Origin of the sequence: Desulfoferrobacter suflitae (genome assembly GCF_022603395.1) — a bacterium.
In the GTDB taxonomy this organism is placed as follows: Bacteria; Desulfobacterota; Syntrophobacteria; order Syntrophobacterales; family Syntrophobacteraceae; genus Desulfoferrobacter; species Desulfoferrobacter suflitae.
In genome coordinates this window covers 295,989-318,595 of the sequence record NZ_JAIBKA010000006.1, presented here as the reverse complement: position 1 = coordinate 318,595, position 22,607 = coordinate 295,989, and the positions used below count along the sequence as shown (strand labels likewise).

General features: G+C 55.0%; 21 protein-coding genes. 6 read left to right on the top strand and 15 right to left on the bottom strand.

All coding sequences use genetic code 11. The features are described 5' to 3' along the window. The first annotated feature begins 19 nt into the window (after positions 1-19). Positions 20-490: an HAD family hydrolase gene (locus tag K1V27_RS12870; RefSeq protein WP_258930405.1), complete on the top strand. Its 471-nt coding sequence runs from the start codon at positions 20-22 to the stop codon at positions 488-490. 172 nt (positions 491-662) lie between these two features. Here the strand turns inward: K1V27_RS12870 and K1V27_RS12865 are convergent, their stop codons facing one another. The 5 genes from K1V27_RS12865 to purM all read right to left on the bottom strand — a co-directional run bounded on the left by K1V27_RS12865 (position 663) and on the right by purM (position 6,368). Continuing rightward, positions 663-1,469 (bottom strand): class I SAM-dependent methyltransferase, encoded by an 807-nt coding sequence (locus tag K1V27_RS12865; RefSeq protein WP_258930404.1) that lies wholly within the window; start codon positions 1,467-1,469, stop codon positions 663-665. Between the two features lie 109 nt (positions 1,470-1,578). Then, positions 1,579-3,492, bottom strand: coding sequence for a transglutaminase TgpA family protein (locus K1V27_RS12860; RefSeq protein WP_258930403.1), 1,914 nt, complete (start codon positions 3,490-3,492; stop codon positions 1,579-1,581). Then, positions 3,479-4,231: a DUF58 domain-containing protein gene (locus K1V27_RS12855; protein WP_258930402.1), complete on the bottom strand. Its 753-nt coding sequence runs from the start codon at positions 4,229-4,231 to the stop codon at positions 3,479-3,481. Before K1V27_RS12855 ends, K1V27_RS12860 begins: the two co-directional genes overlap by 14 nt. 116 nt (positions 4,232-4,347) lie before the next feature. Next, the gene (locus tag K1V27_RS12850) at positions 4,348-5,319 is read right to left on the bottom strand and encodes an AAA family ATPase (RefSeq protein WP_258930401.1); all 972 of its coding nucleotides are present in this window, start codon (positions 5,317-5,319) and stop codon (positions 4,348-4,350) included. A 2-nt stretch (positions 5,320-5,321) separates the two neighbouring features. Then, on the bottom strand, positions 5,322-6,368 hold the full coding sequence (gene purM, locus K1V27_RS12845; protein ID WP_258930400.1) for a phosphoribosylformylglycinamidine cyclo-ligase: 1,047 nt from the start codon (positions 6,366-6,368) through the stop codon (positions 5,322-5,324). 334 nt (positions 6,369-6,702) lie between these two features. Between purM and mltG the strand changes: the two genes are divergently transcribed. Continuing rightward, positions 6,703-7,737, top strand: a complete 1,035-nt coding sequence (gene mltG / locus K1V27_RS12840; protein WP_258930399.1) for an endolytic transglycosylase MltG — start codon at positions 6,703-6,705, stop codon at positions 7,735-7,737. A gap of 172 nt (positions 7,738-7,909) precedes the next feature. Further along, positions 7,910-8,701 carry an NTP transferase domain-containing protein gene (locus tag K1V27_RS12835; RefSeq protein WP_258930434.1) on the top strand — a complete coding sequence of 264 codons (792 nt, stop codon included), beginning with the start codon at positions 7,910-7,912 and terminating at the stop codon, positions 8,699-8,701. Here the strand turns inward: K1V27_RS12835 and K1V27_RS12830 are convergent. From K1V27_RS12830 to K1V27_RS12815, 4 genes are read right to left on the bottom strand one after another with little or no spacing between them, the layout of a single operon-like run. Beyond that, positions 8,698-9,516, bottom strand: a complete 819-nt coding sequence (locus tag K1V27_RS12830) for an ABC transporter ATP-binding protein (protein ID WP_258930398.1) — start codon at positions 9,514-9,516, stop codon at positions 8,698-8,700. The two genes, K1V27_RS12835 and K1V27_RS12830, sit on opposite strands and share 4 nt — an antisense overlap. 32 nt (positions 9,517-9,548) lie before the next feature. Continuing rightward, on the bottom strand, positions 9,549-10,589 hold the full coding sequence (locus tag K1V27_RS12825) for an NAD(P)H-quinone oxidoreductase (protein WP_258930397.1): 1,041 nt from the start codon (positions 10,587-10,589) through the stop codon (positions 9,549-9,551). After that, positions 10,586-11,263 carry a RadC family protein gene (radC, locus tag K1V27_RS12820; protein WP_258930396.1) on the bottom strand — a complete coding sequence of 226 codons (678 nt, stop codon included), beginning with the start codon at positions 11,261-11,263 and terminating at the stop codon, positions 10,586-10,588. The genes K1V27_RS12825 and radC overlap by 4 nt, the downstream gene beginning before the upstream one ends. Positions 11,264-11,296: 33 nt before the next feature. After that, entirely contained in the window at positions 11,297-11,932 is a 636-nt protein-coding gene (locus K1V27_RS12815) for an MlaC/ttg2D family ABC transporter substrate-binding protein (protein ID WP_258930395.1), read from the bottom strand. A 332-nt stretch (positions 11,933-12,264) separates the two neighbouring features. Here K1V27_RS12815 and fabD point away from each other — a divergent pair, with 332 nt between their 5' ends. Beyond that, positions 12,265-13,185 carry an ACP S-malonyltransferase gene (gene fabD, locus K1V27_RS12810; RefSeq protein ID WP_258930394.1) on the top strand — a complete coding sequence of 307 codons (921 nt, stop codon included), beginning with the start codon at positions 12,265-12,267 and terminating at the stop codon, positions 13,183-13,185. A gap of 27 nt (positions 13,186-13,212) precedes the next feature. On the opposite strand, the gene K1V27_RS12805 is transcribed toward fabD, so the two are convergent. The 3 genes from K1V27_RS12805 to K1V27_RS12795 all read right to left on the bottom strand — a co-directional run bounded on the left by K1V27_RS12805 (position 13,213) and on the right by K1V27_RS12795 (position 15,657). Continuing rightward, positions 13,213-14,613: a sensor histidine kinase gene (locus tag K1V27_RS12805; protein WP_258930393.1), complete on the bottom strand. Its 1,401-nt coding sequence runs from the start codon at positions 14,611-14,613 to the stop codon at positions 13,213-13,215. Positions 14,614-14,778: 165 nt separating this feature from the next. After that, complete coding sequence (locus K1V27_RS12800; RefSeq protein WP_258930392.1) at positions 14,779-15,357, bottom strand: anti-sigma factor antagonist; 579 nt, start codon at positions 15,355-15,357, stop codon at positions 14,779-14,781. A 21-nt stretch (positions 15,358-15,378) separates the two neighbouring features. Beyond that, on the bottom strand, positions 15,379-15,657 hold the full coding sequence (locus tag K1V27_RS12795; RefSeq protein WP_258930391.1) for an NHLP leader peptide family RiPP precursor: 279 nt from the start codon (positions 15,655-15,657) through the stop codon (positions 15,379-15,381). Positions 15,658-15,831: 174 nt separating this feature from the next. Here K1V27_RS12795 and K1V27_RS12790 point away from each other — a divergent pair, with 174 nt between their 5' ends. Both K1V27_RS12790 and K1V27_RS12785 read left to right on the top strand, forming a co-directional pair. Beyond that, complete coding sequence (locus tag K1V27_RS12790) at positions 15,832-16,323, top strand: DUF456 domain-containing protein (protein WP_258930390.1); 492 nt, start codon at positions 15,832-15,834, stop codon at positions 16,321-16,323. A 265-nt stretch (positions 16,324-16,588) separates the two neighbouring features. Beyond that, entirely contained in the window at positions 16,589-17,971 is a 1,383-nt protein-coding gene (locus K1V27_RS12785; RefSeq protein WP_258930389.1) for an MBL fold metallo-hydrolase, read from the top strand. Here the strand turns inward: K1V27_RS12785 and K1V27_RS12780 are convergent. From K1V27_RS12780 to K1V27_RS12770, 3 genes are read right to left on the bottom strand one after another with little or no spacing between them, the layout of a single operon-like run. Next, the gene (locus K1V27_RS12780) at positions 17,966-20,002 is read right to left on the bottom strand and encodes a rhodanese-like domain-containing protein (RefSeq protein ID WP_258930388.1); all 2,037 of its coding nucleotides are present in this window, start codon (positions 20,000-20,002) and stop codon (positions 17,966-17,968) included. The two genes, K1V27_RS12785 and K1V27_RS12780, sit on opposite strands and share 6 nt — an antisense overlap. Further along, positions 19,995-20,516 carry a YeeE/YedE family protein gene (locus tag K1V27_RS12775; protein ID WP_258930387.1) on the bottom strand — a complete coding sequence of 174 codons (522 nt, stop codon included), beginning with the start codon at positions 20,514-20,516 and terminating at the stop codon, positions 19,995-19,997. Before K1V27_RS12775 ends, K1V27_RS12780 begins: the two co-directional genes overlap by 8 nt. 2 nt (positions 20,517-20,518) lie before the next feature. Beyond that, positions 20,519-22,582 (bottom strand): MBL fold metallo-hydrolase, encoded by a 2,064-nt coding sequence (locus K1V27_RS12770; RefSeq protein ID WP_258930386.1) that lies wholly within the window; start codon positions 22,580-22,582, stop codon positions 20,519-20,521. Positions 22,583-22,607 lie beyond the last annotated feature (25 nt).

Here is a 22,607-nt window from a genome sequence, read left to right as displayed (position 1 = left end):
AACAGTGAAGGAAGGATGTATGCTGAAGATAGCCATACCGGGTGGCAAGGCCCTCAACGTGTCCCATCTGGTGCTCGACTGCAACGGCACCATCGCCCTTGACGGCGGTCTCATCGCAGGGGTTGCGAAAAGGCTTGCCGCACTTGCCGGAGATCTGGAAGTGCATGTGCTGACCGCCGATACTTTCGGGTCAGTCGAGGAGCAACTGACGACAATCCATTGCCGTTTGTCAATCATCCCCAAGGAGGACCAGGCTCGCGCCAAGAAGAACTACGTTCAAGAATTGGGGCCTGACCATTGCGTATGTATTGGCAACGGCCGCAATGACCACCTGATGCTGCGAGAGTCCGCCCTCGGCATCGCTGTCATACAGACGGAAGGGGCGGCACTTGCCTCCTTGACCGCCGCCGACGTGATTTCCACCAGCATTCTCGACGCCCTCGACCTGCTGTTGCATCCCCTCCGGTTGACAGCGACTTTGCGGATGTGAGCCATATTCTGCAGGCAAAGCTGAAGTGTTTCAGGGCATCGGTCCAAACCGTGCAACGGGCAGGAGGCCGTGTCGAGTCTAAAGGGGCGCAATTTTTCCGGGGGCTTGTTTGCAAAGATACCGGTGCCGCCATTGATCCCAATTGCAGATTCAGACGGTTTGCGGTGCACGGTCAGGTTGTGACTTTTCTTGCCACGAGACCACCAACCGTCTGTGATACCAAAATTGAAGTCGGGTCGGCCGTCATGCGCTCCCATTCTTCCTGGACCGCTTGCACTTCCTGGTTGGTCAGGAACTCCTGTTCGATGAGCATGGGCAGCAGTTGCCGGTGGAAGCGGCTCATCCATTCCCAGACATCGCTGCCGGGGCCGCCGGCAAGGGAGAATGCTTTAATCCATACGGTCTCCAGCCCGAAAGGCCGTAATTTGCGCGGCAGCCGACCGATCACATCGAGAAATCCAAGACGGCGTTGGTGCGCAATTCGGAAGAGCTTCTCGTAGGCCGACTGGAAAGCGTGTGCATCGGGCATCAGCGCAACGGACCTGTACTGGAGGTAGTCCATGACCGCGAGGATGCCTCCCGGCTTCAGGGCCTCCGCGATTGTTTCGAGCACGGGCGTCAAATCTTCCATGTGGGCGAACAGCCAGCGGGCGAACATCCCATCAAATGAGCCTCCTGGAAAACGATGGGTTGCCGTGTCCGCACAAATGACCGTTACGTTTTCCGCTGCTTGAGAGCGAATCAAATCACAGAATCGTTCATCGTTATCGACTGCGGTCACTGCTCCCGTCGCACCAACGCGCCCGGCCAGTTCGTCGGTTGTGAACCCCGGCCCTGCGCCCAGATCGGCGACTCTGTCCCCAGCACAGAAACCCGCGGCAGCCAGCACCGCATCGGTGGCGAACCGCCAGGTGCCGTGCTGCTGTTCGAGTCTCTGAATTTCATCGTCACTGTTTCCCAAAGCGTAATGATGTGCCATCTTCTGCCTCCCCGGGGTGTTGTCCATTCAATCTCAGGAAATCTCACGCCTCCTCATCGCGACCCCCTTCCCCGCGGGGGAGATGGTGTGTGCCCCGCGCGCCACGCTGCTAAAGTTCATTGAGGCGGCGCTGCAGCGCTTGTATTTCATGGGAGCTGAAATCAAGGTCCCGGTAATAGACCGATTCGAACCGGTTGACAAATTGCGCTGCCTTGACACGCACCCTGCGGTCTTCAATGCGTGCAACAAATTCTTCAAGACCTTCAGAGCGCTTACGCTGATAGCCGAGCTGGCTCATCCGGCCTTCGAATCTTGCCATCAACTTTTCGTGGGGGCGCCTGCGCACGGCTCGATACAGCGCACAAATGAGCAGGAACGCTGGAGCCGCAGCCAGAAGGTAGAGCAGGTAGCGCTTAATTTGATGCTTGGCCAGATCGATTTGGACATCCGGTTTTTGGATGGTTGCCTTGAGCTTCCGGATCAGGGCCAGTTGTTTGCTGAAATCATAGTTGATGATGAATTTGTACCAGTAGTAATTGAAGGTATCCAGCATGAGCTTGAGGCGCATGAACACGCCGTGATCGGGACTCACGGAGGCATCGGCCCGGCTGTATAGGGTCGGGTCGATCCTTAGCCAGCCCTGTTTTTCGGGCAGATAAGCTTCGACCCACACGTGCGCGTTGTTTTGCAGCACCATGTAGTAGCCGGCCGCCCGGTTGTAGTAGCCGCCTCGGTAACCGCCCACGAGTCGCGCCGGGATCTTCGCCATGCGCAACATTACGGCCAGGGATGAAGCAAAAAACTCACAGTTGCCGCTCCTGTTTTGAAACAGGAAATCCTCCAGTGGGTTGTCCGTGGTGGGCAGGTTCTTCATCGAATACTGAAAATCGCCCTGCCTGAAAAATGCCAACAAAGCCTGCAGGGTTTCTCCTCCCTGCCTGCCGTGGGACAACTCAGCGACGAGCCGTTCCATTCTTGGTGAAAAATCCGCCGGCAGCTGAACATATCGAGAATGCCCGGGGGATTGATCAACAAGGAAGTCCGTGATGACCGAGACGGCCTTGTAACGGACTCTTTCGTCGATGTATGTGGACAAAGAATAGGTGAGATCCTGAGCCCGTTCCACATGCCGGTGCAAAATCGATTGGGGTTTGTCGAGGGCGAACAAAAATCTGTTGCCGTAAGGCTCCAGATAGATGGTTTGCTCAACCTGCGGGCCTCTCCGCAAGCTGGGTTTGGATGAGGTGTCAACGGCGCCGCTTTTCCAGGATTTACCGTCGAATTGGTCGAGGACGATGCCTCGCCAGTAGAGATCCTGGTCATCGATGGGGCTCATTTGAGCCCGGAATATGACCAGATTATTTTCCTGAATTTCTGCTATCTCCCCGAGATTGATGCGGTCCGTGAAGCCCGCCCTGGCATAGCCTTCTCTGTTGAGAAAGCTCAGTATGGGATAGTTGGTGCGGGGCAGGATCACGAAGAAAATCAATGAACCGGGCAAGGCGATGGCGCAGATGAGAAGTGATTGCAAAAAAACCTTGTTCAGGTTGCGTCGCTGGATGGCGATTTCCGAATCCTGAGCAAAATAAGCCAGCAGAATCAATGCACTCGTGGCCAGGACCGCCGTCAGTGAAAAATAGCCAAGAAAGGCGATGCTCAAAGAAAGCAGGCTGGAGCCGATCAGCACAAAAACACACATGGCAAATATTTGCGCGTAGTCTCTGAAAGCCTTGTCATCCAGCAGCTTGATGGCAATCAGCACGAGCAGCGCGCCCAAAACGGGTTCCACCAGATACTCGGTGGTGATGGTGAGGGCTGAAATGGTCAGCACTCCAAGGGAGATGCTGTTGAGAAGCCACCGAGGAATCTTTAGGAAACGGTTGAAATTCAAGTAGATGGAGAGGGCCAACAGGGAGGCGAAACTGGCAGAATAGTACGTCTCGACATATTGAAAAACGGCCGCGTAGCTTACGCCAACCACCAGATAGGTGATGATCTGTAAAATGCTGCTAATCTTGACCATACACTGCCAGTTTTTTCAGGAGAGTCAATTTGTGGGCTGTGGTTGCAGCGGGTTTGAATCTCTCGCCGGCGATCACCAGGCCCACCGGAACATTCGATCGGATGAAATTGAGAATCAGGTAGGTGACGCAGGATATCCTATGTTCCAGATCTTTCTTATCGAACTTGTCAAAATCGATCATCACCTGCCGCAGCTCGATGGCTGCCAGTTCCTTGGTTTTCAGGGTGCCCGTTTTTGCCGTCGACTTCCAGTTGATGTATTTCAGCGGATCTCCCGACACGTAATCCCTGATCGAGACGATATCCGAATCGTATCCCAGGGTCAGGGCAGCGCTTTCTCCTTTGACGCGGGTTTGTCTGTCCTGGAAATGGAGGGACCGGCATTTCTGAGGCCTGGCAAAGATGATCAGCCGGCGGGCCTGCTTGAGCTTTCTGTAGCGCGAAAAGAAATTGAAGGGGAAAACCGAACTGACATAGATGTTTTGAATCACGTGTGCGCCCCGTGTTTCGAACTGCATCGCGCAATACTGCTTATGTTGTGAATTGGGGCCGATGAAGGAAAATAACGAGTGGTGATTTTCGACGAGCACCCGAATTAGAAATGCGGGCATGAATTTTCGCCTGTTGGTCACGCGAATGCCGACGAGGGTGCTGGTCTGGGCGAAGATTTCCTGTGGAATTTCCAGGTCGATGTCAAGTTCGAACAGGTTGCGCCGGCCGAAAATCCCGGAAACCAGCATATAGCTGAGCAGTGCCGATGCGATGATGTAGATGAGGTTATTGCCGGTATTGACCGCTGAAAACCCGACCAGGATAGTCAGAATAATGTAAATCCAGCCGGCTTTATTGATCTTGATTACACCGGGACCGGCACTTCTTCCAGGATTGATCGTATGATCTCCTTCTTGTCGGCGGACTCATATTCTTCTTTGAACAGGACTCGATGGGGCAAAATATACTGGGCCAATTCCTTAAGATTTTCCGGCACCACAAAGTCTTTTTTCCTGAAGAAAGCGTCCGTTTTGGCTGTTTGCACCAGTGCCAGAGCCCCTCTGGTCGACAGGCCCGCAATCAGGTATTTGCTCTCCCGGGTTGCAGCAATGACGTTCAGGAAATAATCGATGATCTTATCCGAAACATAGACCCTCTGTTTTATGCATTGCTGAATCTCGATCACTTCGTCTTTATCCATGACCGGTTCCATGGAGTAGATTTCTTTGCGCTTGCTGCCTCCCTTCAAAATTTCCCTTTCAGCCGTTCGCGGCGGGTATCCGATGCTGATTTTCATCATGAATCGGTCCAGTTGTGATTCGGGCAGAGGGAAGGTCCCAAATTGCTCGGTGGGGTTCTGGGTGGCAATGACGAAGAACGGCCGGGGCAAATCATAAGTCCTGCCCTCGATGGTCACCTGCTTTTCCGCCATGGCTTCAAGCAATGCGCTCTGTGTCTTGGGAGTGGCCCGGTTGATCTCATCGAATAGCACGATGTGGTTGAAGATGGGGCCCTGCTGGAACTCGAAGGCACTCAGATTCTTATTGTAAATGGACAGTCCGGTAATGTCCGAAGGCAGCAGGTCGGAGGTGCACTGAATGCGGCCGAAGGTGAGGCCCAACACCTTGGCGATGGCGATGGCCAGGGTCGTTTTGCCAAGGCCTGGAAGGTCCTCTATGAGCAGATGTCCGTTGGAGAAAAAACAGATCAGAGCCAGGCGCAAGGCCTTTTCTTTGCCATGCAGGTAGTGGGACAGTACCGATATGGCGGCATCTATCCTTTCGTTTTTCGCCTGCAGTGGCGTCGCATCATCCGGCAGGGGAGTCGGTCTCGACATGTCTACTCACTTGCGATTCGCACCGGAGGAGACGCTTCATCGCGAGCGATAATTTCTCCTATGCGATAGGCCTTTTCCCCCATGGCATAGAGAAACTGGATGATTTCGTCGGATTCCTCGGGTTCTACGATGAGCACATAGCCGATCCCTCGATTAAAAACGCGATACATTTCATCCTCCGAAATGTTCCCTTTTTCCTGCAGAAACTGAAAGATGGCGGGGACTTCCCATGACCCGTGGTAAACAATTGCCTGGCAAGCTCCCGGGAGGATCCTGCAGATGTTGTCATGGAAGCCGCCACCGGTGATGTGGGCCATGCCCAGGATTTTAAACTGGCGCAACAGCTTGCGCACGGATTCCACATAAATGGCAGTGGGTTCGAGCAGTTCTTCGGCGACTGTGCGGTTGCATTCATGAATGAAGCTGTCCGGCTCCATCTTCAGCTGATCGAATACGATGCGCCGTACCAGGCTGTAGCCGTTTGAGTGGAGCCCGCTGGAGGCCAATCCGATGATATGATTGCCGACGTGAATGGTGGAGCCGTCGATGATCTGGCTGTTATCCACCAAGCCCACCGCAAAGCCGGCCAGATCATATTCATTTTCTTGGTAAAAATCGGGCATTTCGGCGGTCTCGCCACCAATAAGAGAGCATTTGGCCTGTTTGCATCCCCCCACAATGCCCGCGATGATTTGTTCGACCAGGTCCAGCTCAATCTTCCCCATGGCCAGGTAGTCCAGAAAAAACAGCGGCCGTGCTCCCTGCACAATGATATCGTTCACACACATGGCCACCAGGTCGATGCCCACAGTGTCATGTCGATTGGCCAGGAATGCCACTTTCAGCTTGGTACCCACGCCATCTGTCGAGGAGACCAGGACGGGGTTTTTCAAGTCACGGCAGTCGAACGAAAAAAGCCCTCCAAAACCTCCAATGTCTGTTATGACCCCGCTGTTGAAGGTCGATCGCACCAATGGCCGAATGCGTTTGACAAGCTCGTTGGCCTTGCCCAGATCCACTCCCGAATCGCGATAAAGATCTCTTGTCATGAATTTTGCCGCCCCTTTTCTGGTGATTTCCGATTATTGCTCCCCCTTTCTCCTCCACCTCGCCGACATCATAGCATTGAATCGTTTCCAAGCCAAAGATTCTTAACGGTCGCGTTGCTCAACCTATTCTCAGATTCCCCATGGGCTGTCAGCCCCTGCCAAATCCGTGTATGCCGGCTGTGACAGTTATTCTCATGCTGCCGCGAGGCGCGGTGCGCATGCGCGGGCGGCGGACACGGCTCATCCGGAGCAAGGCAAGTTGAAAGGAGAATCGCTGTAGTGTTGTCGTGAGCTGTTTTCCGTGCTAAACAAGATCGTCAACGAGGAGGTGAGCATGAGCGGTCTCAAGAAATTTGGCGTCGCAATGGGTTATCTCGTGCCTTCGGTGGTGTGGCTGTTGACGCTGGCGGGCCTGGTATATGCCTTTCAGTTCTGGATGTTTGTGCATCTACCCGGAAGAGCGGGCGCCGTGCCGCGGGTGCAGGAGCTGACCGTCGAGCCCGGCATGGGGGCGGCGGCCATTGCCGATCTACTGGAGCGAAAAGATCTGGTTGCCGATGCCAAGAAATTCTATTTGCTCTGCCGCCTTACAAACTCGGGGCAAAAGCTCAAGGCGGGAGAATATGCCTTCTTTTCTCTATCCAGCCCGGCTCAAATCCTTGATCAAATCGTGCAAGGGAAAGTTTTACTGCATCGAGTGACGATACCCGAGGGGTCGACCTTGGCGGATGTGGCTGCCATCATTGAAAGGGCGGGGCTTGGTGCGGCCGATGATATCAGCCGGTTGACCAGAGACAGGGCCTTTATCGATTCCCTGGATCTGCCCGGCGATAGCCTGGAAGGTTATCTTTTCCCGGAAACGTACTATTTTTCCAAAACTACCAGTAGCAAGACCATGTTGAGGGCGATGGTTCGCCAGTTTCAAATCAACTTTTCAAAAAAGTGGCAAACCAGAGCCAGGGAGCTTGGGTGGAGTGTGCAGGAGGTCGTAACCATGTCGTCCATCGTGGAGAAAGAAGCGGTTGTGGATGCAGAGCGACCTGTGATTGCCGGTGTGTTTTTGAACCGACTGAAATTGGGCATGCCCCTGCAAAGTGATCCGACTGCCGTCTATGATTTAGCGGATTTTTCCGGACCGATAACGCGTGAGCATCTGCAGAGGCAAAGTCCTTATAACACCTACCAGAGAAAGGGATTGCCTCCAGGCCCCATATGTAATCCCGGAGCCGAATCGATGCGCGCGGTGCTCTATCCCGAGGATGTTCCCTACTTGTATTTTGTGAGCAATAACGACGGCACGCATCGATTTTCCAGGACTCTGGAGGAACACTACAAAGCCGTTTCAATTTACCGCCAAAATAAGAACTGACCGTAAGTGGCGGGGCACTTGTCCGCGAACGGAAAATTCCTCTCCCCCTCGAGGGGAAGGGGTTGGGTGAGGGGCTGAGATTGCAACCATTTACGCCCTCACCCCGGTCCTCTCCATCAAGGGAGAGGGAGTTCCCGGACAAGCTCCGAGGAGCGATCGGAAGTTGAAAGAAGTGGCCAGCATTGTTTTTGCTGCCGGAAAGGGCAGCCGCATGATGGGGTATCAGGGCAATAAAACTCTTTTGCCTCTCATTCCGGAAGGTTCACTGTACAGTGGCAGACGGCCTATGCTGATTGAAGTGCTGGACAATCTTCCACCTGGGCCCAAGGGGATTGTGGTGCACCATTTTGCCGACCAGGTGAGAGCAGCGGCCGCTGCCCATGGAGCGGAATTCATTGTGCAGCCCGAGACCAACGGAACCGGCGGGGCGCTGCTGGCGGCAAGGTCTTTTCTTGAGTCCTCGGCCGCCGACAAGGTGATCATCACCATGGGCGACGTGCCGCTCATCCGACCGGCAACCTACGCCGGATTGATTGCACAGCTCTGTTCCTGTGACCTGGCCGTGCTGGCGTTCGATCCGCCGGACAAGGCTCAATATGGGCTGCTCGAGTGTGCGGGGGAGCACGTGAAGAAAATCGTCGAATGGAAATACTGGCGATCCTACCCGGCCTCTCGGCGGGCGGCTCTGCACTACTGCAACGCCGGTGTTTACGCCGCCGGGCGGCGAGTTCTCCTGGAGTATATGGCACATCTGGCAAAGGCACCGCATCGGGTGCAGAAAAAATGGGGCGGCAGCCATGTCACGGTGGAGGAGTTCTTTCTAACGGACCTGGTTGAGCTGATGAGCCGGGACGGCCTTGCTGTTGGGATGGCCATCGCCGCCCCGGCTGAGGTCACCGGGGTGGATACGCCGGAAGCGTTGCACTATGTGCAGCGGCAATATGCAGGGCTGAGAAGGCATTAACCTTCTCGAGGGAAAGCTTTTGCTACGGCGTCTGCCTGAATATGCGCCCAGTAGCGGCCTTTGTCCTTAACCACCTCCATCGCCAGTCCAAAAGCTTCCTGCAACAGAGAAGATCGAAGAATATCTTCGTTGGTTCCCTGCGCCAGGATTTTTCCATCTTTGAGGAGCAGGGTGTGGGTGAAGATCGGCACAATTTCTTCGAGATGGTGTGTGACGTAAATCAAAGTGGGGGAGTTGGCCGAGCTGCCCAGATCCTGCAGGATCTGGAGCAGTTGTTCACGCGCTGCCAGGTCAAGTCCGGCGCACGGTTCATCGAGTATGACCAGTTGAGGATTATGCATCAGGGCACGAGCGATAAGCAGGCGCTGTTTTTCGCCCTGTGAAAGGACTCCGTAGGGGGACTGCAGAATTTTGTCCACCCTCAGTCGACAGGCTACCTGGTAGGCGTGACGGTAGTCGTCTTCCGCAGGTTGCTCGAAAATGCCGATGGAGGCAAACTTGCCGCTGACGATAAAATCCACAGGGCGTTCGGAGGGAGGAACCTGGATTTGCAGAAATGACCCTACCCAGCCGATCTTTTTTCTCAGGGTGCGCAGGTCGGTGTGGCCGAATCGTTCACCCAGTACGGTAATGTTGCCCCGGGTCGGCCAGAGGTAGCCCGCCAGGAGCTGCAGAAGGGTGGTCTTGCCGGAGCCGTTGGCACCCATGACTACCCAGTGGTCGCCGGGACTGACGGACCACTGGATTGCTTCCAGGATGGTTTTGCGATTGCGCACCAGGGATACCTTATCCAACCTGATCCAATCGTTTTCCATTGGGCTTTCTCCGGCACACCCAAGCCCTCGTTTCAACCTCGCCTCCCAACCCCATTCCAGTCTTCCACGCCGTGCCAGGTCAAAACGATCTTGCCGAAATGACCTCCAGCCAGCATCCGTTGATGGGCTTCTTCCGCGGCGTGAATGGGATAAATGCCGTCGATTACGGGATGGATTCGGTTGGATTCGAGTAACGGAATGACTTTCTTCCGGAATTCCTGGGTTATAATCGCTTTCTCCCGGTTGGTTCTGCTTCTGAGCACCGAGCCGATGATTCGCAGTCGTTTGGTGAGTACCGGGCCAAGAGGAATTTCGGCCCTGCTTCCGCCCATCAGGCCGATTAAGACCAGGCGGCCGCGGTTGCTGAGAATATCCAAATGGCGAGTCAGGTATGGCCCTCCGACGATGTCCAGGATGACATCGACGCCTTCATCGGAGGTGAGCTCCAGGATGCGTTTGGCGAAGTCCTCCTGTTTGTAATTGATGCCGTATGCGGCTCCAAGCTCCAGGCAACGCCGGATCCTCTCATCGCAACCGGCTGTGATGTAGGACCTCACATCTGCCGCCTTGGCCAGCTGGATGGCAGCGCTTCCGACTCCGCTTCCGCCGCCCTGAACGAGCAACCTCTCGCCCGCTTGAATCTGCGCTTCCAGGAACAGGTTGACAAACGCCGTGAAAAACACTTCCGCCACTGCGGCCGCTTCCACAAACGAAAGGCGCTCAGGAATCCTGACCAGATGATCTTCCGACACGGCAATGTAGCGCCCGTAGCCGCCTCCGGAGGTTATGCCGAACACACGGTCGCCCGCATGCCATCGGGTAACGTTATCAGCCATTGCTGCGACGAAGCCGGCGAAATCCAGGCCAAGGATTGCAGAAGCACCCGGGGGTGGAGGATAAAACCCGCGTCGTTGCAGCAAATCGGCGCGATTGACCGAGCAGGCTTCTACCTGGACCAGCACTTCCCGGTGGGCAAGCGTGGGACGTGGCACCGTCTCGAACGCCAAACGGTTCCACTGACCTTTGCCGCCGGACTGTTTGACGACGATGGCCGGCATGGTACCGGAATTCATTCCATTTCCCCCTGCTCGACGAAGGAAAAATAGCGCGGACCGGCAATGATGATGTGATCGTGCACGGTGATGTCCAGGTCGTGCAGGATTCTTTTGAGTTTGCGGGTCAACTGGCGGTCGGCGGTTGAAGGGCTCGGGTCGCCCCCCGGGTGATTATGGGCCAGGATCACCGCAGTTGCCCGGTGCTTGAGACTGGTTTCAACCACCAGTCGAGGGTACACCGCCGTCCGATTGACACTGCCTCGCTGGATCTCTTCCCGAGCGATCAGTCCATTGCGGCTGTTGAGCGCGAGAACACAAAACACCTCATTCCTCTCGGTGCCCAGGACGGCTGTCAGATAGGCCACCGCCTGCTGAGTGGAATGGAACGAGGAGGTTTGCCGCCATCGGTCCTGATGATAGCGGTCCACCAAACGGGGAATCATAGAGAGCAGCATGGCCGCGTGTTCCCCTACTCCGGAAACGCTCTGCAGTGCTTCCATCGGTGCATCAAAAACCGCCGATACCGAGGAGAATTCCATCAACAGAGCCTTGGCGATCGGTTTGACGTCTCTCCTGGGAATGGCGTACAGCAGGATCAATTCCAGCAACTCGTGGTCGTGAAACCCATCGAAGCCACTGCGCAAGAACCGTTCGCGCAGGCGTTTGCGGTGTCCTTCCGGTCCGAGATTCATCAAATCGCTCCCAACCGGGCTGCAGGGTACCAGCTAGGCGGGCTTGTTGATTGAGGCCACTTTGTTATTCATTGTCTTGAGCAGTTCATCGAAAGATTTTCGGGAAAGGATGGAGTTGAACTGACTGCGATAGTTATTCACCAGACTGATTCCTGCAACGATCACGTCATAAACCTTCCACTCGCCGGCTTTCTGAGTGAGTCGGTAGTCAACGCTCACATCCTTGTCCTGATACCCGGTGATGCGGGTCTTCACCACTGCGTGGTTGCCGTCGATTTGCTGCGTGTCGAACACAACCTGCTCGTTGGAGGCAGTGTAGCTTTCGACCCGATCCACGTAAGTATTAAACAACAGGTCTTTGAAAAGTCTTACGAACTCATCCTGTTTCTGTTTTGACTGGAACCTCCATGCACGTCCCAAGGAGCGCTTGGCCATTTCTTCAAAGTCAAAATATTGGTCAACAATGGTCAGGATTTCCCCCCGCCGCGCCCTCAGATTGAGCTTTCCATCTGGATTGCGGTCATGCAGAATATCCAGCGCCTTTTCGGTTCCCGCCTTGATCACATCCATTGGAGTCCGGCTGGCTAGCGCCGGTATTGGTGCGAGCAGAAAGGAGCCAAAAATCAAAAATATCACCAAGGTTCTCACAAAACGATGATCGTGCAACATTTGCATTTCTCCTGTGGGCATTAGCTCGCTCTATAGCAACCTTTTACAAATCTCATTATTATACCAGTATGATGCCTCTGAAAATAACTTTTTTTGGGGGGCAGGATACTGATCGCCCTGCATCGCATACATCGATTTCGGGGGGCAGTCGGCGCAAATTCAAGCAGGCACCGTCTACCACCCTGGCGAACCTGCAGTCAAGCATTGTTCCGGCCGTTCCTTTTCATGTGCCACTCTTATTCATTACTTGACAAGATATACCCAGGCTAATAAAAGCGAGCCCAATCATTGTCATTATAATTTGTTAGATCAGTTGGCACAGGAGCAGTGGGATGAACAAATGGGTCTTTCTTTTTCCAGGTCAGGGATCGCAATACGTGGGCATGGGACGCGAATTTTACGAGAATTACACGGAAGTTCGTGAACTATTTGAACAAGCCAATGACATTCTGCAGATGAACATTACTCGACTTTGTTTTGAGGGGCCCGAAGAGTTGCTGGTGCTCACTGAAAACGTTCAGCCTGCGATTACCGTTGTCAATTTGGCTTGCTTTAACATATTGCGACTGCATGCCATCTATCCGGTCGCCGCCGCCGGACACAGCCTGGGGGAATACAGCGCCCTCTATGCGGCTGGCGTGATCAGTCTGGAAGACACGCTGAAACTGGTCAAAGCGCGTGGAGCCTTAATGCATCAGGCGGCTCAGGAAGAACCCGGCAGCATGGCCGCAATAATGGATTTGGAAGAAGACAAGATTCGAGAGATTTGTCAGGTGTGTGATGTGGAGGTCGCCAACATCAACTGCCCCGACCAGATCATCATCACCGGTCCGGCCGATACTGTGGATCGGGCGATGAATTTGAGCATCGAAGCCGGTGCCAAGAAGTGTGTTAAGCTGAACGTCAGCGGACCCTGGCACAGCCGCTGCATGCGTCTGGCAAAAGAACGGTTTGAGCCGGTGGTGCGAGAATGCGTGTTCCGCGATCCGCAGATTCCGATCGTGAACAATGTTGATGCAACGCCCCTGAAGACCGCACTTGAAGCCCCGCAAAAGCTCATCGACCAATTGTGTGGTTCGGTTCTCTGGAGGCAGTCCATCGAATGGATGCTGCAGGAAGGGTACAGTCAGTTTGTCGAAGTCGGTCCCAAACGAGTGCTGCGCGGACTGATGCGCAAGATAGATCGCAGCGCAAAGGTTCTGAGTGTTGAAGATCCTGCCAGTCTGGCGAGCTTTCTGCAAGCAAATCAATGAGTCAGCCGGAGGCCGATGATCGAGTCCCTAAAGCGCTTTGGGTAGTGAAACGTAAAAGGTGACACCTTGATCCGGGTTGGGCTCCGCCCAAACTTTTCCCCGGTGCCTGGTGACAATCTCCTCAACGATGGCAAGGCCCAATCCGGTTCCCGCTATTCCCTTGGAAGTTTCATTGCGCTTAAATGGTCCGAATACGGATTTGCAGTCTTCCGACTTGATGCCCACCCCGTCGTCACTGACTGAAAAAATGTGAGAATCCGCTGACTCCTGATAGCCGATTGTGATCTCGCTAAGATCATCGCCGCCATACTTGAGCGCGTTGTCCACCAGATTGCGAAAAATCCGCAGCAAGGAGAGCTTATCAGCTTTGACCGTGGGCGCATCGGCGGGTTGTGACCAGGTAATGTGATGAATTGCCAGCAGGGGGCTGAACTCCTCTCTCATGGCGGTGAATATTTCGTTGCTGTCAACGGCTTCAAAGTTCAGGGGAGTCTCCTTGGTTCTTATGAACGTGTTGAGCTCCTCAACGAGGGCGACGACCTGTTTTGAGGCTTTGAGGATTTGTTCGCAGTATTTGCTGCCTCTTTCGTCCAGCAGGTCCCTGTATTGTTTGTGCATCAACTCGACCAGGCCATGGATCCCGATCAGCGGACTCCTGAGGTCGTGGGAAATGGCGTAGGCAAACATCTTGATTTTTTCTGCGTTGTTCCTTAGTTCCGCCTCCATCTTTTTGCGCTGAGTGATATCCAGGGAATACTCGATCAGCTGAGCGACATTGCCGTCTTCATCAAAAATCGGATAGCCGTGAACTTCGACATTTCTGGGATTCCCCTTCCGGTCAAAATGAATATGTTCGACGATCACGGGCTTTTTGGTGTTTTTTACCATCTGCAGCGGGCAAATGTGTTGGGATCCGTTGCATGGGGTACTTCTCCCATGGGTCAGCTGGTAGCAGGTTGTATTCTCACTGAGCTCCCCGGCGATCGCCGCCGAGTTTGCCATTTTGATGGTGTAATCTTTGGCGTCAAGCACATAGAAAGGGTGAGGCAAGGATTCCAGGACATGGTTCAAAAATTCATTCTGCTGGCGGATTTTCTTTTCAGCCTTTTTGCGTTCGTTGATTTCAGCACGCAAATCCCTGTTGGCTTTCGCCAGGGCCTCGTTCTGTTTCCTTATCCTGGCATCCAGTTCATCATGCGCCAAACGCATGCGCTCCGCTTCCGACACGGCTTTCTGAGAGACTGATCGGTTGCTGTGCTCCTGATATCCATTGCCGGGCCCCAGAGCTCTCAGCAGATCCAGGCAGGCCATCTGCAACCCCATTTCATGCGCACCGGTTGCTGCCGGACACTGCAAAAAATCGTGGATCAGATCACCCAGGATCCGGCTCTTTTCTTTTACATGCTGGACGCGTTCTCCTGGTTCCACAGCGTGCTCCCCATGGTTAGATCAATTTCATTGTGTAGATTTGACGCCCCAAGCCAGGGACATCCCATTCTTGGTGCCATGACCACAATGTAACATCAATGCCTGCAATTGGGGAGGATGCAGCATGATAAAAGGGAACACGAGGTGCTCAAACCGCAGCCAACCTCAGACGTTTGGAAAGGCCATCCACCAGGTACCGTCAAACTCCGGCGTGACAAACTGAAAGATGGAATCGAGCCCCGTCAAGGAAAAGACATTCTTGATGGGGGCCGGTACGTTGCACAAATAGAGCTCGTTTTGATTGGCCGCAAGGCGCTTTTGTGTAGACAGGAGAACGCCCAGTCCGGCTGAGCTCATAAAAGTCACTTGCCCAAAGTCCACCAGCAGACTGCCGCTCGCCCGATCAAGCTGCCGGCGCAACAGCGGAACACTTTCGCTGCCGACGCGGCCCCTCAAGGCGATCCCCTGGTTGGTCCACTGGATGGTCAATTCGGCGGTTTCAAAGGTTTCTCCGGCAGTGGGCCGATCCTTGGAAGTCCACTGAGCAGGCTGCTTGTCCAGGCTGGTCGGCAAAACGATGTAGATCTGTTCATCGCTGTTTTCCAGCACCCGAATGGTTATATTGTCCGGCACCTGAATTGAAGCGTCGCGCAGGACCTCTTTGGGATCCTGCAGGAATTTTTCGCGAAAGGGTTTGTCTGAGCACACTCTAATGAGGATTTCCTGCAGAGGATTGTTTTCCATGACTACTCCATGCACGCTATGCTATTCACCCACATAAGGAGGAATGGCGATGTGGACCACGCGGTCTGTGTTCTCTACAAAGGTTACTTTGACTCCATCGGGCAACCGGACGCCAATTTCCGCCAGCACGGTTGCGGGATCTTCCACAAGTCTGCGGCGGAATTCGGGTGACTGCACCGCCCTGACAATCACCGACTCATAAAATTCCTGGGCGGAGATGCTCCGTTCCGGGTTCGCTGAAAGGTCTGTAAAGTTATAGAAATGATTGAGGAACGAGTTCAAAGCAGTCGTCAGTTTCATGATGACTCCTCATTGGTTGGTCGATTGGTGGGAGTGCTGTATTGACAGGCGCCTGTAAACCCTGTTTGTTTATCATACTTGAGGTAGGATGCGTAAGCATTATAACGCCAACGGAATCATTTGCAGGAAGACCAGTGTTGGCTGGCTTCAGTATTTCTTGCGGAGAATTTTTCTATGTGGCTGGAATCCATCGGACTTGGAGTCGTCATCTTCTTTATGCTGCTGGGATTTGTAGGTTCGTTTGTGCCGCTCATGCCCGGACCGCTGCTGGTGTGGCTGGCAGTGCTGGTTTATGCCATCGCAACGCAGTTCACAGTGGTTGGGCCGGTGGCGTTTGCGAGCATGACGCTGATTGCCGTCATCTCTGCCACGGCGGACATGTGGATGGCTCTGTTGGGAGCGAAAACTCTGGGTGCCGGCAGTCGTTCAATAATCTGGGGAATTGGCGGTGCATTGGCCGGCTTTATAATCCTGAACCTGCTGGGCGCTCTTGTCGGCTATGCCCTTGGCATTCTCTACGCCGAATACCGCCGGGACCAGGATTGGGGTGCGGCCTTCAAGGCCAGCGTGGGCGGAGTGGCCGGATGGGGGCTGGCAACCGGATTCCAAGCGGCAGGCGCGCTGCTTATGATCATCATCTTCATCTGGCAGGTTGTGACAAAATAGCCGGCTTAATCCGTTATTCAAAATAAAATTAATATGCTACCGGTGAATCACTTGCTTTCTGTCCATGGCATTGGTATCTGTCAGTGTACTCGATCAGTCCAAATGGATTGCAAATCCTTTTGTCATTTGATAATTATTTTCCAGTGTCATGATGCGGCAATGATGACATGCCTCGCAAAGCCGGGGAGGTTTGCCGGGTTGACCGGCAGGATCGATTTTCAGCCGTCAGCGTGTGACTGAAACCTTTGATCTCAGGAGTCTGGCGATGTATTTCAAGCAGATTACGGTACCGGGACTGGGCTGCAACTCATATGTCATTGGCTGTCCCGGAGCAAGACAGGCGGTGGTTGTGGATCCCAAGCGCGATGTGCAGGAGTATATGGACATATCCCGGGATGAAGGGATGAAGATCACTCACATCATTGAAACCCATGTGCATGCCGACCATGTCAGTGGCAACCAGGAATTGCGATCGCGCACGGGAGCGGATATTTATTTCAGCGAAAATGCGCCGGTGACTTTTGATCACAAGAAGTTGAAGGAAGGCGATGTGATTGAATTCGGCATGGTCAAGCTGGAGATCCTTCATACCCCCGGTCATACCCCCAATTCCATATCGATTCTGGTAACGGATAAAGCACGTGCCGATGTCCCATGGATGATTCTCACCGGAGACTTGCTCTTTGTTGGTTCCATCGGCCGGCCGGACCTGGCTGGGGAAGAGGTTTTGGATGAACAGGTCAACAATCTATATGATTCTCTATATGAAAAAATGCGGCGGCTCCCTGATTATCTGGAGGTCTTTCCGGCCCATGGCCAGGGTTCTCTGTGCGGCAAGGGGTTGAGCGCCAAAGCGAGCAGTACGCTGGGCTATGAGCGCCTGACGCAACCGGTGTTGCGACTGGCGGACTTTCGCGCATTCCGCGACCAGATTGGCGGGAGTTTTCCGGTACGCCCCAAGAGCTTCACCCACATCATCAACACCAACACTCAGGGCGCGCCCTTGCTTGAGCGCTGTCCACTGGAGCAGACGCTCAATCCGGATCAGTTCGATCAACTCCACCGGCAGGGGGCGACCGTCATCGACACGCGGGATACGGCTTCCTTCGGTGGGTTCCATATCCCCGGAGCCATCAACATTGGGTTCGAGAAACAGATGGCCAACTGGATCGGCATGGTTGTCGATCCATCGGACAACCTTTTGCTGGTAGTCGATGATCGGGAAAAGTATGACCTGATGACAACCGAGCTTCACCGCATCGGTTATGACAACATCATTGGCTACCTTTCCGGCGGAATGTCCGCCTGGATTGCCCATGGTATGCCCATCGACAGTCTGTCGCCGATTTCCGCCCAGGACCTCAAGCAGCAGTTGGACGACCGGGATTTTGGCCGCATCGTCGATGTGCGCACCCCGGATGAGCGCACCCAGGGCTACATTGCGGGCTCCGTTCATGTGCCGATGAACGATATTTTGGCAGGAAGTCTGGGTATGCCAAAAGACGAGGAAATGATCCTGGTTTGCGGCACCGGTTATCGTGCCAACATCGTGGCGAGCCGTCTCAAGCAGGACGGATTCAGCCATGTTCACAGCCTGGCCGGCGGGCTTACCGCCTGGCAGAATGCCGGTTACAGCCTGGCCTCATGATCCGTTGCTCACAGGCAGTTCGAGACGGGCCGCCCATTCCGTCCAGCCCGCATCGTAATAGGATACGTTCCTGTACCCAAGCAGGTGCCTTAGAAGAAAAAAAGTCTGGCTTGCCTGATGACCGGTGCGGCAATGGACAACGATGGTCGTGTCTTTGGAGGGGATAAGTGCGGCGTACTCTGTTGCGAGTTCGGTGAGCGGGCGTAATCGGGTGTAACCGTCGGTTGTCAAAACGTCTTCCGTGTAAGGCCTGTTTACCGCCCCGGGGATGTGACCTGCACGTGCTTCGTCGGATTTTTCCCCTGTAAAGTAGTCTTTGGGCCTCACATCGAGGATGACCGTGCCGGGCTGCTGCATGAGCTTGAGGACCTGGGGAGCAGTGACCGTGAAGGAGTCCGGTCGTTGCCCGGTGGGGGGTGGATAATGCGACTTGCTCAAATTAATCGGCAAGGCATTGTCGACTGGACGTTTCTCGACCAGCCACTTGCCGAAGCCACCGTCCAGGACGGCGTAATTGCTGTGGCCCAGACGTTCAAGAGCCACCCCGGCCAGTGTAGCGTCACGAATTGCGTCGCCGGCAATCAAAACGACAAGGTCCGATGGGGTTATCCCCATTTGTTCCATGTGCCATGCCAGCATTTTTTCCGGCAATATCCTCGATGGTATTCCGTCGATCACTCCCCTTAGGCTGTCCGTTGCAAGAAAGAGCGAACCGGGGATGTGAGCAGTGTTGTATTCAGGCTGGCTGCGCACATCGATGATTTTCAGGCCGGTCTCCCCGAGGTTGGATTGCAGCCAGGCAGTGTCTACCAGACCCGGCAGTTGGCCGGGGACCTTGACGGATTCCACCATACGCTCGGGCGCCGGCGCGGTCGTTGCCCGGGTGACGAAGTAATTTCTCCAGGCGGCAATGCGGGCAGCAAATTCTTGCGGGACGGGTTCCGACCTGAGGGAAACAGGTTTCAGGCAGGTTTCAATGAAACCCTTGAGGCCGTCGGTCAGAATGTAAACGTTTTGATAGCCCATGCGGTACAGAGCGTCCCGTGCCTGGGCCGGGTGAGTCATGCCGTTCGAGTAGAGGACAATTGTACCGGCATTTCTATAGGGCTGGAGAACCTCCACCAGCTCCGAGAGAGTGGCATTGATCGACCCGCGGATATGGAATTGTGCAAACTCTCCGGGAGTCCTGACGTCGACGACCAGCAGTTGGGGTTCTCGGCGCAGGATTCGATCGGCCAGTTCGATTGGCTCGATGTGGTCGGCGGCACCTTCGATCGCTTGCAGGAGCTGCTGGTCGGAATGCTTTGGGTAAGAAGGGCGCCCCGTTTCCGGTAATCCGGAGCCCGCCGGGAACTGTTGTGAAGAGGGGAGAAGCAAAAGCCCTGCGGAAAAGATCAGAAGTCCCAGGCTGAATGCCTTGAGGAACGGGCTTCGGAAATAGGTGCCGCCGCGATTCCGTGTTGCTTCAACATACTCGGAACCCCAGAAGCATCCAACGGCTAAGGCTGTCAAGAGAAATCCAAAAGCCATTCTGGAAATGCCAAGGACCTCGTAAGCAAACGAGACTCCTGCCTGCCCCCAGTTGTAGAGCGGCTTGACGGCAGCAAAAAGTTCATTAAAAAAAACGCTGCCGGCCACTGCGCCCAGGAGAAAAATCAGTGCGTCCAGCCTGCCCGACGCCAGGCCGACAGCCCCCGTTCCCGGACACCAGCCGCTCAGCACAAAGCCGATGCCGAACAACAGCCCGCCGATGAGATGGGCTCCATAAACGGTCGGCATGAAATAGAGCTGTTCCGGCCTGATCCAACCGAGTGACAGGCTCGTTGAAAGCCCCAGCATTGCTGTAACCAATGCAGTAAACATGACTTTCAGTACCGCCATGTCACGCAAGTAGAAGATTCCGGCCAGTCGCCTGGAGCTCCCGAAGCCTGCCCGCTCGAGTATGAAACCGAAACAAAAGCCGATAATGAGAGCGGCGAAGTAGCCTTGGGGGGAATTGAGGGTGCCCAGCCCGAAGAAGGTTTCAATCATTCCACTGGCTCCTCACAAAATAAGCGGCTGCATACCCGCCAATGAAGGTGCACACCAAAAACAGCAGGCTGCCGCTCAGCAGCATTGCACCTCCGGTGAGTGCCTGCCCGGATGTGCAGCCCCTCGCCAGACGACTGGCGAAGCCGACGATAACTCCGCCCAACAGCGCCAGCACGGAGCGCAGTGCAGGGGATGCAGCTGAACCTCGTTCCAGCTTGAATTGCAGGCGGCTGGATAGAACTGCGGAAACCAGAGCGCCCAGGAATGTTCCCAAAAACATGAAAACCAGATAGTAGCTGAGGGGGTCCTTGCCCCATTGACCAAAGTATTCGGAATGGAGCAGGTGATCGCGGGAAAACAGCCCCTCGACGAAAGCTCCAACACGTGCAATGCCTCCTGAGGCACCAAGGCCGGCGCCAAGCATCAGGAAGGAGGCGAGCAGCGTCAGCCCCAGCGCAACTCCAGCCAGGTACGGATTCCAATAGCCCTTATCATTTGAATTGGTCGGTTTCATGGTCAGCACCCGGCGCTCTTCTTCTTGGGGGGGTGAGGTTCGGGAGCAGGCGAAGCCGGCGGAATGATCGGTTTCTTTACCGTCGAGGTTTCATTGGGTGAGGTACCGGGCTTTACCGCAGACGGTCCCATCCCCTTGGGCAGGGTGCCGGGCAGCGTCACCTGGCGCACTGCAGGGGTCAATTCCGATTCGGCCCAATACGCCTCCACCCCCCCATAGAGGGCTTTGATCTGCCTTTCGGTCTTTTGTGAGAGTATGCCGGCGACAGCCATTGCCAGAGAACCGTCTCGGTCCACAATGATCAGAGGGCCGACCCCGGCGAGATAGACCGGGTTATTCATCAACTCGGCGATGTCCACGTGGGTGGAGCCGGGCAAACTGTAGTCTGCAAACTGCTCTGCCGGACGAATATCGACCATCTCAAAGGTGCCCGGCAGGTCCATCATGAGACGCATCAATGCAGTCGCAGGAATCCTTTCGGGCAGATTGATCCGCCTGATCGCCGCCGTACGCCCGGCACTCTGCGGGGAGCCGGTTGCCTGCGCTGTGTAAACCGGCAGGCCCGAGTCGAGCCAGGCTTCGGTTCCACCCGCCAGACTGCTCACCTTTTGAAACCCTTTGCGCTGCAGAATGCCGACCGCCAAGCTCGATCGATAGGCAGAGTTGCACACGGTGACGGTGGGCATTGCCGGATCAAGTTTCGACGCCAATGCAGCGAGACGATTCAGGGGAAGATTCACGACCGTGCCAATGCGCACCCCCATCCATTCTTCGGGGAGTCTCACATCGACCACCACCGGGGCTTCATCTGTTTGCATGAGCTCATACAGTTCGGCCGGCTTGACCAGGTCACTCGTGGAAAGCGGTAGGCCGGATCCCTGCCAGCTCTGCATGGTGATCCCTTGTGCTCGGTAGCCAACTCGATGGAGTCGGTAGACGGCCTCCCGCAGCTCGGCTTCACTGCCGCACAGAGCTACCCTGGATTCCCATGGAACCATGGTGCCCACCCAGGTTTCCAATCTGCCGCGCAGTCCGATATTGACGGCATTAGGAATGTGGCCGCCGGCATAATCCCGGGGATCGCGCAGGTCGACGACATAGAAGCGCTCGGTGTCGATGAGCGCCTTATCTGCAGAAACCGGTTTGAGTGGTGCGTGCCAGTCCACCAGGTCAGGTCCTTTGCGGTTGAGTGCTGCATTGTGTTTGAAGTATTGGGGGGCCTGGGGCAAATCCTGCAACACTGCGGCTACGAATTCGCCTCTTGATGGGTGCCGTAAATAAGGATTGGCGACTTTCTCGGATCCTATGGTGGATGAGGGCTGGTCGCTCAGGTGAGCCCCGCACAGAGATCCGGCACCATGGGCCGGAAATATCACAGCGTTGTCACCCGCCCGCGACAGTTTTTGGTTCCACGTGTCGTACATCATGGAAGCCAAGGCGGCGGCTGACATGCTGCCTTCCATGAGATCCGGGCGGCCGACGCTGCCCACAAAGAGGGTATCGCCGGTGAAGATGAGCGCCGGCCCATTGTTATCGACCTGGGTGTAGACATAGGCGCACAGGCCATCCGGCGTGTGCCCGGGAGTCTCAACAAAGCGCAGGAAAGCTTTGCCGATGGTGATTTCGGAACCCTCCCTCAGGGGCTTGAAGTCGTACTCGGCACCGCTCGCATGACTGGTGTAAATCGGGCAGGCGGCCCTTTCGGCGAGTTCCACATGGCCGGCCACAAAGTCGGCATGCGAATGAGTCAGAAACACGCCGGTGATCTTTACCCCCTCTTGTTTTGCCGTATCCAGGTAAATGAAGACGTCCCTGCCCGGGTCAACGACCAATGCCTGCTTGTCGCTGATGAGCATATACGAATAGTGCGAGAGCACCGGAAGGGTGAACTGGAGGACTTTAAAACCGGGGAACGTGTAGGTGTCGACCGCCTGGTAGGCGGCTGCGTCGTCGCCGTGAGTGGCCGATTCACTGTCCTTGATTTGTGCCGCCCATGGGCTTGAAAAGCCAAAAGACAACAGATAAACGATCGCGCAAAGCATTGATGACCCAAGTAATTTCTTCACCCTCACACCTCATTTTGTCGGTAGC

Bases quoted from the DNA above. Each gene is read 5' to 3' on its own strand.
- K1V27_RS12870 (WP_258930405.1), top strand. From the start codon at position 20: ATGCTGAAGATAGCCATACCGGGTGGCAAGGCCCTCAACGTGTCCCAT.
- K1V27_RS12865 (WP_258930404.1), bottom strand. From the start codon at position 1,469: ATGGCACATCATTACGCTTTGGGAAACAGTGACGATGAAATTCAGAGA.
- K1V27_RS12860 (WP_258930403.1), bottom strand. From the start codon at position 3,492: ATGGTCAAGATTAGCAGCATTTTACAGATCATCACCTATCTGGTGGTT.
- K1V27_RS12855 (WP_258930402.1), bottom strand. From the start codon at position 4,231: ATGCTGGTTTCCGGGATTTTCGGCCGGCGCAACCTGTTCGAACTTGAC.
- K1V27_RS12850 (WP_258930401.1), bottom strand. From the start codon at position 5,319: ATGTCGAGACCGACTCCCCTGCCGGATGATGCGACGCCACTGCAGGCG.
- purM (WP_258930400.1), bottom strand. From the start codon at position 6,368: ATGACAAGAGATCTTTATCGCGATTCGGGAGTGGATCTGGGCAAGGCC.
- mltG (WP_258930399.1), top strand. From the start codon at position 6,703: ATGAGCGGTCTCAAGAAATTTGGCGTCGCAATGGGTTATCTCGTGCCT.
- K1V27_RS12830 (WP_258930398.1), bottom strand. From the start codon at position 9,516: ATGGAAAACGATTGGATCAGGTTGGATAAGGTATCCCTGGTGCGCAAT.
- K1V27_RS12825 (WP_258930397.1), bottom strand. From the start codon at position 10,589: ATGAATTCCGGTACCATGCCGGCCATCGTCGTCAAACAGTCCGGCGGC.
- radC (WP_258930396.1), bottom strand. From the start codon at position 11,263: ATGAATCTCGGACCGGAAGGACACCGCAAACGCCTGCGCGAACGGTTC.
- K1V27_RS12815 (WP_258930395.1), bottom strand. From the start codon at position 11,932: ATGTTGCACGATCATCGTTTTGTGAGAACCTTGGTGATATTTTTGATT.
- fabD (WP_258930394.1), top strand. From the start codon at position 12,265: ATGAACAAATGGGTCTTTCTTTTTCCAGGTCAGGGATCGCAATACGTG.
- K1V27_RS12800 (WP_258930392.1), bottom strand. From the start codon at position 15,357: ATGGAAAACAATCCTCTGCAGGAAATCCTCATTAGAGTGTGCTCAGAC.
- K1V27_RS12795 (WP_258930391.1), bottom strand. From the start codon at position 15,657: ATGAAACTGACGACTGCTTTGAACTCGTTCCTCAATCATTTCTATAAC.
- K1V27_RS12790 (WP_258930390.1), top strand. From the start codon at position 15,832: ATGTGGCTGGAATCCATCGGACTTGGAGTCGTCATCTTCTTTATGCTG.
- K1V27_RS12785 (WP_258930389.1), top strand. From the start codon at position 16,589: ATGTATTTCAAGCAGATTACGGTACCGGGACTGGGCTGCAACTCATAT.
- K1V27_RS12780 (WP_258930388.1), bottom strand. From the start codon at position 20,002: ATGATTGAAACCTTCTTCGGGCTGGGCACCCTCAATTCCCCCCAAGGC.
- K1V27_RS12775 (WP_258930387.1), bottom strand. From the start codon at position 20,516: ATGAAACCGACCAATTCAAATGATAAGGGCTATTGGAATCCGTACCTG.